The sequence below is a fragment of the Pseudomonas sp. KBS0710 genome, from assembly GCF_005938045.2.
GTDB lineage: Bacteria > Pseudomonadota > Gammaproteobacteria > Pseudomonadales > Pseudomonadaceae > Aquipseudomonas.
Genome location: NZ_VCCF02000001.1, coordinates 633,864 through 647,806, shown reverse-complemented (window position 1 = coordinate 647,806; position 13,943 = coordinate 633,864). Strand labels below are relative to the sequence as shown.

Below are 13,943 nucleotides of genomic sequence, written 5' to 3'. Positions count from 1 at the left end.
GATCAGCGGTTTCCACGGCCGACATTCAGGCCTCAACCATAAACGGTGTCGGGTCGCCGCAGCCCACGCGCACCACTTCCGGCTCGCCGTCGGCCAGGTTGATCACGGTGGACGCCTTGTTGCCGCCGTAGCCGCCGTCGATGATCAGGTCGACGTGTTTTTCCAGCAGGCGGCGCATTTCGTAAGGGTCGTACAGCGGCTCTTCTTCACCGGGTAAAATCAGCGACACGCTCATCAACGGCTCACCCAGCTCGGCCAGCAACGCCAGGGCGATCGGGTGCTCGGGCACACGCAGGCCGATGGTGCGCTTCTTGGGGTGCAGCAACAGGCGCGGTACTTCGCGGGTGGCGTTGAGAATAAAGGTGTACGGCCCCGGCGTGTGGGCCTTGAGCAGGCGGAAGGTGCCGGTGTCAACTTTGGCGAACAGCCCCAATTGCGACAAATCGCTGCAGATCAGCGCAAAGTTGTGGTTCTTGTCCAGCTCACGCAGGCGTCTGACCCGTTCAACCGCGCTTTTGTCGCCGATCTGGCAACCAATGGCGTAGGACGAATCAGTTGGGTAGATCACCACGCCGCCGGCGCGAATGATCTCCACGGCCTGTTTAATCAGGCGCGCTTGAGGGTTTTCCGGATGAATCTGGAAGAATTGACTCACGTGTTCTACCTGTTCAGACGGTGGCAATAATGGGGTCATGCTTGAATCGCCCCCACAACAGCGGCAAGTCTTCTGGGACTTGGCGGTACTCGCCAATCTCGGACCAGCCGCCTGGGCCATGAAAATCACTGCCGGCGCTGACCAGCAGACCAAATTCGCGGGCAAGAATCGCCAGGCTGCCCACCTGATCAGCGGGTTGATGCCCGTTGACCACTTCGATTGCATGGCCGCCCGCTCCAATATAGTCGGCAATCAGCTTGCGGCGTTTGCTGCGGGTGAAATCGTAATGCCAGGGATGCGCCAGGCTCACCCAGGCCCCGGAGGCGCGCAATGTGCCGACCGTATCTTCCAGGGTCGGCCAGTGTTGCTTCACATCGCCCAATTTGCCGGCGCCCAGCCATTTACGAAACGCTTCGGCGCGGTCCTTGACGAAGCCTTCACGCACCATCCAGTCGGCAAAGTGCGGCCGGGCCGGTGCGTTGCCGCTGTCGCCCAGTTCCTGCTGGATGGCGCGGGCGCCGTCGAGGGCATTGGGCATGCCTTTAAGGCTGAGCTTGCGGCTTATTTCTTCGGACCGCAGCCAACGGCCATCGTGCAATTGGGCGATGGCCGCCACTAAAGGCGCAGCGTTTTGATCGAAACCGTAGCCGAGCACATGAATGGTGGCGCCGCCCCAGGTACAGGACAATTCCACGCCGTTGACCAGTTGCATGCCCAGCGCATGGGCCGCCGTGCGGGCCTCATCGAGGCCCTCGAGGGTGTCGTGGTCGGTCAACGACAAGACTCGCACGCCTTTTTCAAACGCACGCGCAACCAGTACCGCGGGCGCCAGGGCGCCGTCGGAGGCCGTGCTGTGGCAGTGCAAATCAACATTCACGGGAGTGTGTAACCTCAAGTCAGCTGGCGCTTTCGCTACCAAGGATGTTTGTTATTATGCCGCCACATCCAGCTTCTGGCTCTTACTGTGAAACAATTCATCGACTTCATCCCGCTGTTGCTGTTTTTCATCTTTACCAAACTCGACCCCAGGGTCATTGATATCGCCGGTCATCAGCTCTCGTTCGGGGGCATCTACAGCGCCACCGCCGTGCTGATCGTCAGTTCTATCGTAGTCTACGGCGCCATTTTCATTTCCCAGCGCAAACTGGAAAAAAGCCAATGGCTGACCCTGGTTGCCTGCCTGGTGTTCGGCGGCCTGACCCTGGCCTTTCACAGCGAAACCTTCCTTAAATGGAAAGCCCCGGTGGTGAACTGGCTGTTCGCGCTGGTGTTTATCGGCAGCCACTTCATCGGTGACCGCCTGTTGATCAAGCGCATCATGGGCCACGCGCTGACCCTGCCGGAGCCGGTATGGGTGCGTTTGAACGTGGCTTGGATCGTGTTTTTCCTGTTCTGCGGCGCCGCCAACCTGTTCGTGGCCTTTACCTTCCAGGATTACTGGGTGGACTTTAAAGTCTTCGGCAGCCTGGGCATGACCGTACTGTTCCTGATCGGCCAAGGTATCTACCTGTCGCGCCATCTGCATGACACCGCCCCTACCACGCCGAAAACCGAGGACTGACATGCTCTACGCCATCATTGCTACCGACGTTGCCGATTCGCTGGAAAAACGCCTGAGCGTGCGCCCGGCGCACCTTGAGCGCCTGAAAACCCTGCAAGCCGAAGGCCGCCTGGTGATCGCAGGCCCGCACCCGGCCGTCGACAGCAATGACCCAGGCGCCGCCGGCTTCACCGGCAGCCTGATCATTGCCGAGTTCGCCTCCCTTGCCGACGCCAAGGCCTGGGCCAACGCCGATCCGTACATCGGCGCAGGCGTCTACGCTGATGTAGTGATCAAGCCGTTCAAGCAAGTCCTGCCTTAAGCCCGGCTGCGCTGAACCTAATCGGTTCGGCGCGCTCATAATTGCTCATTATTCTCGGTAACCTGCCGACAACGTTCTGAATATTCGTGTGGAATCAGGAGTTCCGATGCGCTTACGTCCGTTGTGTCTGTTGGCAGTGTTAATGATCGGGGCGACCGCCCACGCTGAAGAAACCTCGAACACCGGCAGCTCCACGCCCTTGTCCCTGAGTGCCGGCAGCCAGATCACCGAGTTGCAGCAACGCTTGAAAGAAAGCGAACGGCTGCGTGAAGAACTGAGCAAACAACTGCAAAGCACAGAGGCCGCCCGTGAAAGCGCTCAACTGAATCGCTTGCGCCAGGAGAACCAACGCCTGGCCCAGCAACTCAAAGAGACACAGGGCGGCACCCTGACCCGCTGGCTGACCGAGCAACAACAATGGTTTGTTACCGGCGGGGCCGTCGCACTGATCGCCTTGCTGTGCGGGATCTTCGCCAGCGGTGGGCACCGTCGCCGTCGACAATGGCTAAATTGAGTGAGTCATGAGCGAGCTGTTACTGATAGATGATGACCAGGAGCTCTGTGAGCTGCTGACCAGTTGGCTGAGCCAGGAAGGTTTCCAGGTGCGCGCCTGCCACGACGGCTTGAGCGCCCGCAAAGCCCTGGCCGAAGCCGCACCCGCCGCCGTTGTGCTTGACGTGATGCTGCCGGATGGCAGCGGCCTGGAGCTGCTAAAGCAATTGCGCAATGACCACCCGGAATTGCCGGTGGTGATGCTCTCGGCCCGTGGCGAGCCGCTGGACCGTATCCTCGGCCTGGAACTGGGTGCCGACGATTACCTGGCCAAGCCTTGCGACCCACGCGAGCTGACAGCGCGCCTGCGCGCCGTGCTGCGCCGCAGCCACCCGGCGGCGGTGTCGACGCAGATGGAACTGGGCGACCTGTGCTTCAGCCCGGTGCGCGGCGTGGTCAGCATCGACGAGCAGGAATTCACTCTCACTGTGTCCGAAAGCCGCCTGCTCGAAGCGTTGCTGCGCCAGCCCGGCGAGCCGCTGGACAAGCAGGAACTGGCGCAGATCGCCCTGGGCCGCAAGCTCACCCTTTACGATCGCAGCCTGGACATGCACGTGAGCAACCTGCGCAAAAAGATCGGCCCACACCCGGATGGCCGTCCACGGATCGTGGCGCTGCGCAGCCGCGGCTACTACTACAGCCTCTGAACACAACACTGCACCCTTGTGGGAGCTGGCTTGCCTGCGATCGCGCAGGGTCAGCTTGCATCAATGTGACTGACACACCGTCATCGCAGGCAAGCCAGCTCCCACACTTGATCTCACCAGCCTTGAAGGTTTTGTCAGCTCGCACCAAAACCCTCTTTACCCAAGCTTTACCCTCCCCTGACCGCCGCTGACCTTGCGCTGCGTAACCTACTCACATCCGGACTCACCGGAATAGAGACAGGAGAAACACCATGCGCAAGACCCTTATCGCTCTGATGTTCGCCGCTGCCCTGCCAACCGTTGCCATGGCCGCAGCGCCAGAAGGCCCAGGCCCGATGGGCGGCCCTGAAGGCCATATGATGGGCGGCCCTGGCCACGGCGGTGAACACGGTCCGCGTGGCAAAGGCGGCCCCTTCAGCCAGCTCGACCTGAGCCGCGAACAGCGCGAGCAAATCGGCAAGCTGATGGGCGAACAATGGCACGGCCGCAAAGAGATCGTGCGCAAGTACCTGGACAAACTGCCAGCCGCTGACCAGCAGGCCATGAAAAACGACATGGCCGCCGCCAAGCAGAAAACCCAGGCTGACATTCGTGCCGTGCTCAAACCCGATCAACAGAAGAAATTCGACGAGATCGTCAAGAAGCAAGCCGAGCGCCGCGCCGAGTGGAAGGAATTCCAGGCCTGGAAAGCGCAACAGCCGCAAAAAGCGCAATAATGCTCTAGCGTTACCTCCCAGCCCAGTGGCTCGCGCCGCTGGGCTTTTCCTGTTTGAGGGTTTCCTGTGCGTTCATTGTTCTGGCGCATCCTGGCCAGTTTCTGGCTGGCCATCGCCTTGGTTGCCGGGCTGTCGATTCTGCTTGGGCACATGCTTAACCAGGATGCCTGGATTCTCAGCCGTCATCCCGGCCTCAACAACCTGGCGCAAGAGTGGACGCAACTCTACGAAGCCCAGGGTGAGGACGCCGCCCAGGAGTTGCTGCAACAACGCAAACGCCAGTACCACATCGACGTGCAGGTACTCAACGAAAGCGGCGACCCGGTGGTACGCGGCACCTTCCCGCGCCGCGCCGCCGCCTTCGAAGCCCGCCAGAATGATAACCAGGACAGCCACCTGCCCTGGCGCCGCCTGACCGCCGAGTACACCAGTGAAAAAACCGGTGACACGTACCTGCTGATCTACCGCATTCCCCACCCGGAGCTGGACGCCTGGCACCGCAGCAGCCTGCTGTGGCCGTTAAGCGCGCTGGCTATTGCCCTGGTAGTGCTGACGCTGTTCAGCCTGTTGGTAACCTTGTCCATCACCCGCCCACTCAGCCGCCTGCGCGGAGCGGTGCATGACCTGGGCCAGACCACCTATCAGCAAAACAGCCTGGCGCAATTGGCCAACCGCCGCGATGAGTTCGGCGTGCTCGCCACCGACTTCAACCGCATGGGCGCGCGCCTGCAAAGCCTGATCGGCAGCCAGCGCCAATTACTGCGCGATGTGTCCCACGAACTGCGTTCACCACTGGCCCGCCTGCGCATCGCCCTGGCCCTGGCCGAACGCGCCAACCCCGAAGAACGCGAAAGGCTGTGGCCGCGCCTGACCCGCGAGTGCGACCGCCTGGAAGCGCTGATCAGTGAAATCCTCGTACTCGCCCGTGTGGATGCCGACAACGCCAGCGCAGAGGATGTGGACCTGACCCCACTGCTCAAGACCTTGCAAAAGGATGCCCAACTCAGTGCGCCGGAACAGGTGGTGCAACTGAGCGCCGAGCCCGCACTGCACCTCAAGGGCTGGCCGACCATGATCGAACGCGCCGTGGACAACCTGCTGCGTAACGCCCAGCGCTTTAACCCCGTGGGCCAGCCGATCGAGCTAAGCGCCCAGCACCACGGCGAGCGCATCCTGATCAGCGTGCGCGACCATGGCCCCGGTGTTGAAGCCGAACACCTGAGCCAACTGGGCGAGCCGTTTTATCGCGCGCCCGGCCAAGCCGCCCAAGGCCATGGGCTGGGCCTGGCGATTGCCCGTCGCGCCGCCGAACGCCATGGCGGCAGCCTGATCCTGGGCAATCACCCGGACGGCGGTTTTATCGCCAGCATCGACTTGCCGTTGGAGCCGGGAGTGGTCACAGCCGTGTGAGGATCTTCTATAGTGGCCCTTCTCTAACGGAGGGCCTTTGATGACTGACCTGCTGACACCCATCCAAGCCGCACTCGATTTACCGCAGACTCCGCTGACGTTTACCGAGGCCGGCGCCCTGCCCTCGACCTTTGCCGTGACCGAACTGGCCAGCGCCAGCCTCGGTGCTGCCGGCCAGGCCGTCGCTCAACTTATCCAGCAACAAACCGGGCGCTTGCCCAGCGTGAGCGTGGACCGGCGCCTCGCATCCTTCTGGTTCTCCTCCTCGATTCGCCCGGTGGGCTGGCAAGTGCCACCGCTGTGGGACCCGGTGGCCGGCGACTACGCCAGCGCCGACGGCTGGATCCGTTTGCACACCAATGCGCCCCACCACCGTGCGGCCGCCGAGCGCGTGCTGGGCAAGGTCAATGACCGCGCCGAGATGGCCAGTAAAGTCGCGACCTGGAACGCCGCCGAACTGGAACAGGCGATCGTCGAAGCCGGCGGTTGCGCGGCGCAGATGCGCACATGGCAGGCCTGGCAAACCCATCCGCAAGGGTTGGCGGTAAACGCCGAGGCACTGGTGCAGCGCCAGACCTTCGACACCACCTGTCACAAACCCTGGCTCGGCTCGGTGGCGCGCCCGCTCGCGGGCATCAAGGTGCTGGATTTGACTCGTGTGTTGGCCGGCCCCGTGGCCAGCCGTTTTCTCGCAGGCTTGGGCGCAGATGTACTGCGCATCGACTCACCGACCTGGAACGAGCCCGGCGTAGTACCGGAAATGACCCTGGGCAAACGCTGCGCGCGCCTGGACCTTAAGAAAGCCGAAGACCGCCAGGTGTTCGAAAGCCTGCTCAAAGACGCCGACATCCTGTTCCACGGTTACCGCGCCGACGCACTGGAGCAACTGGGCTACACCGCAACTGAACTGCAAAACCTCGCCCCTGGCCTGATCGACGTGAGCCTTAACGCCTACGGCTGGAGTGGCCCGTGGCGTAACCGTCGCGGCTTCGACAGCCTGGTGCAGATGAGCAGCGGCATTGCCGAAGCCGGCATGGCCTGGAAACAGGCGGATAAACCGGTGCCGCTGCCGTTGCAGGCGCTGGATCATGCCACCGGGTATTTGATGGCGGCCAGTGCCATTCAAGCGCTGAGCGAGCGCCTGAAAACCGGACGCGGTGGTTCGGCGCGGTTGTCATTGGCGCGCACGGCGAAGTTGCTGGTGGAGGCCGGGCAAGTGCCGGAGCAGCCGGCGTTACGGGCAGAAGACCCGGGCGATCAGGGCTTGGTGCTGGAACAGACAGCCTGGGGCCAGGCCCATCGTTTGCTGGCGCCGGTGACCATCAGTGGCACCCCGTTGCAGTGGGACTTGCCCGCCGGGGAATTGGGCTCACACCGGCCTCAGTGGTGACTTGAGATCGCTATCGCAGGCAAGCCAGCTCCCACATTTGGATGTATTCACACATCGAATGTGGGAGCTGGCTTGTCGAATCGTCGCACCGCTGCGATGAGGCCCTGACAGCCACCCTCAATCCACCCGACTCAACGACGTCCACAAATGCTGCGCCGCATACGCCCTTAAAGGCCGCCACGCTTCAGCTCTGGCCAACAACTGCCGCGCCGACACCGGCCCACCCTCCAACGCCGCCAGCGCATTGATCAAGCCAATATCCCCCGACGCAAACGCATCCGGCTCACGCAACTGACGCATGGCGATGTACTGCGCGGTCCAGTCGCCAATTCCCGGCAAGGCTACCAGCCGCGCCACGCCGTCCTTGAGGCTGGCCTTGGGCTCAAATAGCGATGGATCATCCAGCAATGCCTGAGCCACACCCGACAAGGTACGGCCCCGCGCCCTGGGCATGCCCAAGGTCGCCAGGTCCGCCGCAGCCAAGACTTCAGGAGCAGGAAACACATGGGTAATACCGGCATAGGGCGTGTGCAGCGGCTGGCCATACTGCGCCACCAATTTACCCGCCAGGCGAATGGCCGCGACCACCGTGATCTGCTGGCCCAACACCGCACGAATCGCCAGTTCCAAACCGTCCCACGTGCCCGGCACACGCAGGCCAGGGCGGGCAGCCACCAGCTGCGCCATCAATGGGTCGGCGGCCAGTTGTGCATTGATCAACCCAGGTTGGGCATCCAGATCGAACATCGCCCGCAGGCGCCGCTCGATCTCGGGCAACGACGCCATGTCGGGAAACTCAACGCCCACTTCCAGCCAATCGCCCGCGCCCGGCGTCACGCTGATGCAGCCGTATTGCCCGCCCACGCTGATGCTGCGCCGATACACGCCGGCCTGTACGGTCTCCAGCCCGGTGATGGCCCGCGCCGATAAAAAGCCCAGCATTGCCGCCCAGTCATAGGGCGGCTCATACGCCAATCTCACAACGACAATACCCCGCTATACAGCCCATAAGCCGCCAGCCCAGCGCCCGCGATCACGCAGCTGAAAATGCCTTTTTCCATGTGCGTAAACAAGGGCTGGCCCTGCTCGCGCTTGGCCAAGGCAAACAGGATCACGCCGGGCGCATACAACAACGCCGAAAGCAGCAGGTACTTCAAGCCGCCGGCGTACAGCAGCCAGACGGCATAGCCGAGGGCGATCAGGCCGACCAGCAAATCCTTGTAGCGCTGGCGCTGGGCACCGGCATAGGTTTCGCCGCGCCCGCTCAACAGCACCGCGTAGGCCGCCGACCACAGGTACGGCACCAGGATCATCGACGAGGCCAGGTAAATCAGGGTGGTGTAGGTGCTGTGGGAAAACAGCGTGATCACCAGGAACACCTGGATCATCACGTTGGTCAGCCACAGCGCGTTGACCGGCACCCGGTTGGGGTTTTCCTTTTTCAGGAACGCCGGCATGGTGTTGTCATGGGCAGTGGCGTAGAGGATTTCCGCACACAGCAGCGCCCATGAGAGCAAGGCGCCGAGCAGCGACACGGCCAACCCGATGCTGATCGCCATCGCGCCCCACGGCCCGACGATATGTTCCAGCACACCCGCCAATGACGGGTTTTGCAATTGCGCCAGCTCCGGCTGGCTCATGATGCCCAGGGACAGCACATTCACCAGCACCAACAGCGCCAGCACGCCAAGAAATCCGATCACGGTGGCGCGGCCCACATCCGAGCGCTTCTCGGCGCGCGCCGAATACACGCTGGCGCCCTCGATACCGATAAACACAAACACAGTTACCAGCATCATGTTGCGCACCTGATCAACCACGCTGCCAAATTGCGGGTTGCCCAGGCCCCAGATATCGCGGGTGAAAATATCCGCCTTGAACGCCACGGCGGCGATCACGATAAACATCAGCAACGGTACGATCTTCGCCACTGTGGTGATCTGGTTGATGAACGCCGCCTCCTTGATGCCGCGCAGCACCAGAAAATGCACCGCCCACAGCAGCAGCGAGGCACAACCGATAGCGACCGGCGTATTGCCCTGGCCGAACACCGGGAAAAAGTAGCCGAGGGTGCTGAACAGCAACACGAAGTAACCAACGTTGCCCATCCACGCGCTGATCCAGTAGCCCCAGGCCGACGAAAACCCCATGTAGTCACCGAACCCGGCCTTGGCGTAGGCGTACACGCCGGAATCCAGTTCGGGTTTGCGATTGGCCAGGGTCTGGAACACAAACGCCAGGGTGAGCATGCCGACGGCGGTGATGGCCCAGCCGATCAGCACCGCGCCCACTTCGGCGCGTGCGGCCATGTTCTGCGGCAAAGAGAAGATCCCGCCGCCGATCATCGAACCCACCACCAGGGCAATCAACGCGCTGAGACGTAGTTTCTCGGCCGGTTGGGACATGAAAACTCCTGAAATAAAATAGTTTGAGATAACACGCGTGCACTCAACTAATTAACTCAGCGAGAGTAGCGTTTATTAAAGACCGCGATAAAACCGTCACGCTCATAACGCAATGGCATGACAGTTTATAAAGTTTAGGCTTATTTAGAATTTAAATACTCAAGGCACTTTGCCACTTTGTGAAGGCTTAGCCAGGTATTTGAGAAAAGTTTGCACATTCGGCAAAACGGGCTAGCGTCAAACGTCCATACCTCGCACTAAATGATTAATCAAAACGCACGAGCCGCTCTGGAAAGCGCCTTTGCGAAGGGAACTATTGCCCTGGAGTTTTACCCCCAAGTCATTAATTCACAATGGAATGTGCCAATGAAGTGATCTGAGTCAGCTGTTTGATTAGCGCACGGAATTATTCTGTGGTCTCTCTTCTCCTGCATTGGAGTCATGCAATGTCTGAAACTCCCGGAAAACTTCGACTCGGCGCACTGGTTGCGCTGGTCGTGGGCTCAATGATTGGCGGCGGGATCTTCTCACTGCCGCAAAACATGGCCGCCAGCGCCGATGTCGGCGCGGTGTTGATCGGCTGGGTCATTACCGCCATCGGCATGCTCACCCTCGCTTTCGTATTCCAGACCCTGGCCAACCGCAAGCCTGACCTCGACGGCGGCGTGTACGCCTATGCCAAGGCCGGGTTTGGCGACTACATGGGCTTCTCATCGGCCTGGGGCTATTGGATCAGCGCCTGGCTGGGCAACGTCGGTTACTTCGTGTTGCTGTTCAGCACCCTCGGTTACTTCTTCCCCATCTTCGGCGAAGGCAACACGCCAGCGGCGGTGATCGGCGCCTCGGTGCTGCTGTGGGCCGTGCATTTCCTGGTACTGCGCGGGATCAAGGAAGCAGCCTTCATCAACCTGGTGACCACCGTCGCCAAAGTGGTGCCGCTGGTGCTGTTTGTATTGATCGCGCTGTTCGCGTTCAAGCTGGACATCTTCACCGCTGACATCTGGGGCGTGAAAAACCCCGACCTGGGCAGCGTGATGAACCAGGTACGCAACATGATGCTGGTCACCGTGTGGGTGTTTATCGGCATCGAAGGCGCGAGCATCTTCTCGTCCCGTGCAGAGAAACGCAGTGACGTCGGCAAGGCCACCGTGATCGGCTTTATCACCGTGCTGCTGTTTTTGATGCTGGTCAACGTGCTGTCCCTGGGCATCATGACTCAACCGGAACTGGCCAAACTGCAGAACCCATCGATGGCTGCCGTGCTGGAGCATGTGGTGGGCCACTGGGGCGCGGTACTGATCAGCGTCGGCTTGATCATCTCGCTGTTGGGTGCGCTGCTGTCATGGGTGCTGCTGTGTGCGGAGATCATGTTCGCCGCCGCCAAGGACCACACCATGCCGGAGTTTTTGCGCAAGGAAAACGCCAACCATGTGCCGGTCAACGCCCTGTGGCTGACCAACGCGATGGTGCAGGTGTTCCTGGTGATCACGCTGTTCTCGGCCAGCACTTACCTGTCACTGATCTACCTCGCCACCTCGATGATCCTGGTGCCTTACCTGTGGTCGGCGGCCTACGCGCTGCTGCTGGCGGTGCGCGGCGAGACCTACGAAAACGCCCTGCGCGAGCGCAAGAAAGACCTGTTCATCGGCGCCATCGCCCTGATCTACGCGGTCTGGCTGCTCTACGCCGGCGGCACCAAATACCTGCTGCTGTCCGCCCTGCTCTATGCCCCCGGCGCCATCCTGTTCGCCAAGGCCAAGCATGAATTGGGCAAACCGATTTTCACCAACGTCGAGAAGCTGATTTTTGCCGCAGTCGTCATTGGCGCCCTGGTGGCTGCCTATGGCCTCTACGACGGCTTCCTGACTCTGTAATTCTGACTGGAGGATCTGTAATGACCACGGAAAAAGTGAAGTACGGCGTACATTCCGAAGCCGGCAAACTGCGCAAAGTCATGGTGTGTTCCCCAGGTTTGGCCCACCAGCGGCTGACCCCCAACAACTGCGACGAACTGCTGTTCGATGACGTGTTGTGGGTGGCCCAGGCCAAACGCGACCACTTCGACTTCGTAACCAAGATGCGCGAGCGGGACATTGATGTGCTGGAAATGCACAACCTGCTGACCGATATCGTCGCCATCCCCGAAGCACTGGACTGGATCCTGGAGCGCAAGATCACCGCCAACACCGTTGGCCTGGGCCTGGTAGATGAAGTCGGCTCATGGCTGCGCAGCCTGGAGCCGCGCAAGATCAGCGAGTTCCTGATTGGCGGCGTGTCCGCCGATGACCTGCCGAGCAGCTTCGGTGGCCGAACCATCGAGATGTTCCGCGACTTCCTCGGCCACTCAAGCTTCATCCTGCCGCCGCTGCCGAACACTCAGTTCACACGCGACACCACCTGCTGGATCTACGGCGGTGTGACGCTCAACCCGATGTACTGGCCGGCGCGACGTCAGGAAACCCTGTTGGCCAGCGCCATCTATAAATTCCACCCCGAGTTCACCAACGCCGACTTCCAGATCTGGTACGGCGACCCCGATCAGGAACACGGGGCTGCCACACTGGAAGGCGGCGACGTGATGCCGATTGGCAATGGCGTGGTGTTGATCGGCATGGGTGAGCGTTCGTCCCATCAGGCGATTGGCCAACTGGCGCGCAACCTGTTCAAGAACAAGGCCGTGGAACGCGTGATCGTCGCCGGCCTGCCGAAGTCCCGCGCGGCGATGCACCTGGACACCGTGTTCAGCTTCTGCGACCGCGACCTGGTGACCATCTTCCCCGAAGTGGTCAACCAGATCGTGCCCTTCACCCTGCGCCCGGATGAAAGCAAGCCACACGGCATCGACATCCAGCGGGAGAAAACCAACTTCCTCGAAACCGTGGCCGCAGCGCTCAACCTCAAGGCATTGCGTGTGGTCGAGACCGGCGGCAACAGCTTCGCCGCCGAGCGCGAGCAATGGGATGACGGCAACAACGTGGTGGCCGTGGAGCCTGGCGTGGTGATCGGTTACGACCGCAACACCTACACCAATACCCTGCTGCGCAAGGCCGGTGTGGAAGTCATCACCATCAGCGCCGGTGAACTGGGCCGAGGCCGTGGCGGCGGCCACTGCATGACCTGCCCGATCATCCGCGACCCAATCGACTATTAAGGAGACTCATCATGGCTTTTAACATGCGCAACCGCAGCCTGCTGTCGCTGATGCACCACACCACCCGCGAGCTGCACTACCTGCTGGACCTGTCCCGCGACCTCAAGCGCGCCAAGTACACCGGCACCGAGCGTCCGCACCTGCAAGGCAAAAACATCGCGCTGATCTTCGAAAAAACCTCGACTCGCACCCGTTGCGCGTTCGAAGTGGCGGCCCACGACCAAGGCGCCCACGTCACCTACATTGATCCGGTGTCGTCGCAGATCGGCCACAAAGAAAGCATGAAAGACACCGCCCGCGTCCTGGGCCGGATGTTCGATGCCATCGAGTACCGTGGCTTTGAGCAGGAAATCGTTGAAGAACTGGCCAAGTTCGCCGGTGTGCCGGTGTTCAACGGCCTTACCGCCGAATTCCACCCGACCCAAATGATCGCCGACACCCTGACCATGCGCGAGCACAGCGACAAGCCGCTGCATGACATCAGCTACGCGTACCTGGGCGACGCGCGCTACAACATGGGCAACTCGTTGCTGATGATCGGCGCCAAACTGGGCATGGACGTGCGCATCGGCGCGCCGAAAGCACTGTGGCCACACGAAGATTTCATCAAGCAGTGCCAGGCGTTTGCCGAAGAAAGCGGCGCGCGCATCACCATCACCGAAGACCCGAAAGAAGCCGTCAAAGGCGTGGACTTCATCCACACCGATATCTGGGTGTCGATGGGTGAGCCGGTGGAAGCGTGGGACGAGCGTATCGAGCAACTGCTGCCGTACCAGGTCAACGCCAAGATGATGAAAGCCTCGGGCAACCCGCGCGTGAAGTTCATGCACTGCCTGCCGGCGTTCCATAACAGTGAGACCAAGGTGGGCAAGGACATCGCCGCACGTTATCCGAACCTGGCCAATGGTGTGGAAGTAACTGAGGAAGTGTTCGAGTCGCCGGCCAACATCGCGTTTGAGCAGGCGGAAAACCGCATGCATACCATCAAGGCGATTCTGGTGTCGGCGCTGGCGGATATCTAACCCATCAAGCTGGTAATGCGCTCCCATGTGGGAGTCGGGCTTGCCCGCGATGGCGGTCTACATGATCCACCGCTATCGCAGGCAAGCCAGCTCCCACATGAACAGCGTTCCTTCAGCCACGCTTTTAGAAGGA

Annotated in this window: 14 protein-coding genes; 10 read left to right on the top strand and 4 right to left on the bottom strand. The window is 61.2% G+C overall.

The features are described 5' to 3' along the window. Window positions 1–25: 25 nt before the first annotated feature. Window positions 26–655: an L-threonylcarbamoyladenylate synthase gene (locus tag FFI16_RS03005; protein WP_058422259.1), complete on the bottom strand. Its 630-nt coding sequence runs from the start codon at window positions 653–655 to the stop codon at window positions 26–28. 13 nt (window positions 656–668) lie between these two features. Then, window positions 669–1,532, bottom strand: a complete 864-nt coding sequence (locus FFI16_RS03000; protein ID WP_138814084.1) for a PHP domain-containing protein — start codon at window positions 1,530–1,532, stop codon at window positions 669–671. An 87-nt stretch (window positions 1,533–1,619) separates the two neighbouring features. Between FFI16_RS03000 and FFI16_RS02995 the strand changes: the two genes are divergently transcribed. From FFI16_RS02995 to FFI16_RS02965, 7 genes are all read left to right on the top strand, one after another. Next, entirely contained in the window at window positions 1,620–2,216 is a 597-nt protein-coding gene (locus tag FFI16_RS02995; RefSeq protein WP_138814083.1) for a septation protein A, read from the top strand. 1 nt (window position 2,217) lies between these two features. Continuing rightward, the gene (locus FFI16_RS02990; RefSeq protein WP_138814082.1) at window positions 2,218–2,517 is read left to right on the top strand and encodes a YciI family protein; all 300 of its coding nucleotides are present in this window, start codon (window positions 2,218–2,220) and stop codon (window positions 2,515–2,517) included. Between the two features lie 106 nt (window positions 2,518–2,623). Continuing rightward, entirely contained in the window at window positions 2,624–3,031 is a 408-nt protein-coding gene (locus tag FFI16_RS02985; protein ID WP_138814081.1) for a translation initiation factor 2, read from the top strand. A gap of 7 nt (window positions 3,032–3,038) precedes the next feature. Then, window positions 3,039–3,716 carry a response regulator transcription factor gene (locus FFI16_RS02980; RefSeq protein ID WP_056858601.1) on the top strand — a complete coding sequence of 226 codons (678 nt, stop codon included), beginning with the start codon at window positions 3,039–3,041 and terminating at the stop codon, window positions 3,714–3,716. 251 nt (window positions 3,717–3,967) lie between these two features. Next, window positions 3,968–4,432 carry an LTXXQ domain protein gene (locus tag FFI16_RS02975; RefSeq protein ID WP_138814080.1) on the top strand — a complete coding sequence of 155 codons (465 nt, stop codon included), beginning with the start codon at window positions 3,968–3,970 and terminating at the stop codon, window positions 4,430–4,432. Between the two features lie 66 nt (window positions 4,433–4,498). Continuing rightward, a complete protein-coding gene (locus FFI16_RS02970) occupies window positions 4,499–5,842 on the top strand; it encodes a HAMP domain-containing sensor histidine kinase (RefSeq protein WP_138814079.1) in 1,344 nt (447 codons plus the stop codon). A gap of 40 nt (window positions 5,843–5,882) precedes the next feature. Then, complete coding sequence (locus FFI16_RS02965; protein WP_138814078.1) at window positions 5,883–7,232, top strand: CoA transferase; 1,350 nt, start codon at window positions 5,883–5,885, stop codon at window positions 7,230–7,232. Between the two features lie 117 nt (window positions 7,233–7,349). On the opposite strand, the gene FFI16_RS02960 is transcribed toward FFI16_RS02965, so the two are convergent. Both FFI16_RS02960 and arcD (FFI16_RS02955) read right to left on the bottom strand, forming a co-directional pair. Then, window positions 7,350–8,213, bottom strand: coding sequence for a DNA-3-methyladenine glycosylase (locus FFI16_RS02960; protein ID WP_138814077.1), 864 nt, complete (start codon window positions 8,211–8,213; stop codon window positions 7,350–7,352). Beyond that, on the bottom strand, window positions 8,210–9,637 hold the full coding sequence (gene arcD, locus FFI16_RS02955) for an arginine-ornithine antiporter (protein ID WP_138814076.1): 1,428 nt from the start codon (window positions 9,635–9,637) through the stop codon (window positions 8,210–8,212). Before arcD (FFI16_RS02955) ends, FFI16_RS02960 begins: the two co-directional genes overlap by 4 nt. A 446-nt stretch (window positions 9,638–10,083) precedes the next feature. Between arcD (FFI16_RS02955) and arcD (FFI16_RS02950) the strand changes: the two genes are divergently transcribed. Genes arcD (FFI16_RS02950) through FFI16_RS02940 form a run of 3 tightly spaced genes read left to right on the top strand, consistent with a single transcriptional unit; the run spans window position 10,084 to window position 13,810 of the window. Beyond that, window positions 10,084–11,511 (top strand): arginine-ornithine antiporter, encoded by a 1,428-nt coding sequence (gene arcD / locus FFI16_RS02950; RefSeq protein WP_110621409.1) that lies wholly within the window; start codon window positions 10,084–10,086, stop codon window positions 11,509–11,511. 20 nt (window positions 11,512–11,531) lie between these two features. Next, window positions 11,532–12,788 (top strand): arginine deiminase, encoded by a 1,257-nt coding sequence (gene arcA, locus FFI16_RS02945; RefSeq protein WP_058422253.1) that lies wholly within the window; start codon window positions 11,532–11,534, stop codon window positions 12,786–12,788. Between the two features lie 11 nt (window positions 12,789–12,799). Then, entirely contained in the window at window positions 12,800–13,810 is a 1,011-nt protein-coding gene (locus FFI16_RS02940) for an ornithine carbamoyltransferase (RefSeq protein ID WP_027605559.1), read from the top strand. Window positions 13,811–13,943: the final 133 nt, after the last annotated feature.

Coding starts and splice junctions, on each gene's coding strand:
- arcA (WP_058422253.1), top strand. CDS start 11,532: ATGACCACGGAAAAAGTGAAGTACGGCGTACATTCCGAAGCCGGCAAA.
- FFI16_RS02975 (WP_138814080.1), top strand. CDS start 3,968: ATGCGCAAGACCCTTATCGCTCTGATGTTCGCCGCTGCCCTGCCAACC.
- FFI16_RS02990 (WP_138814082.1), top strand. CDS start 2,218: ATGCTCTACGCCATCATTGCTACCGACGTTGCCGATTCGCTGGAAAAA.
- FFI16_RS02940 (WP_027605559.1), top strand. CDS start 12,800: ATGGCTTTTAACATGCGCAACCGCAGCCTGCTGTCGCTGATGCACCAC.
- FFI16_RS02965 (WP_138814078.1), top strand. CDS start 5,883: ATGACTGACCTGCTGACACCCATCCAAGCCGCACTCGATTTACCGCAG.
- FFI16_RS02980 (WP_056858601.1), top strand. CDS start 3,039: ATGAGCGAGCTGTTACTGATAGATGATGACCAGGAGCTCTGTGAGCTG.
- arcD (WP_138814076.1), bottom strand. CDS start 9,637: ATGTCCCAACCGGCCGAGAAACTACGTCTCAGCGCGTTGATTGCCCTG.
- FFI16_RS02985 (WP_138814081.1), top strand. CDS start 2,624: ATGCGCTTACGTCCGTTGTGTCTGTTGGCAGTGTTAATGATCGGGGCG.
- arcD (WP_110621409.1), top strand. CDS start 10,084: ATGTCTGAAACTCCCGGAAAACTTCGACTCGGCGCACTGGTTGCGCTG.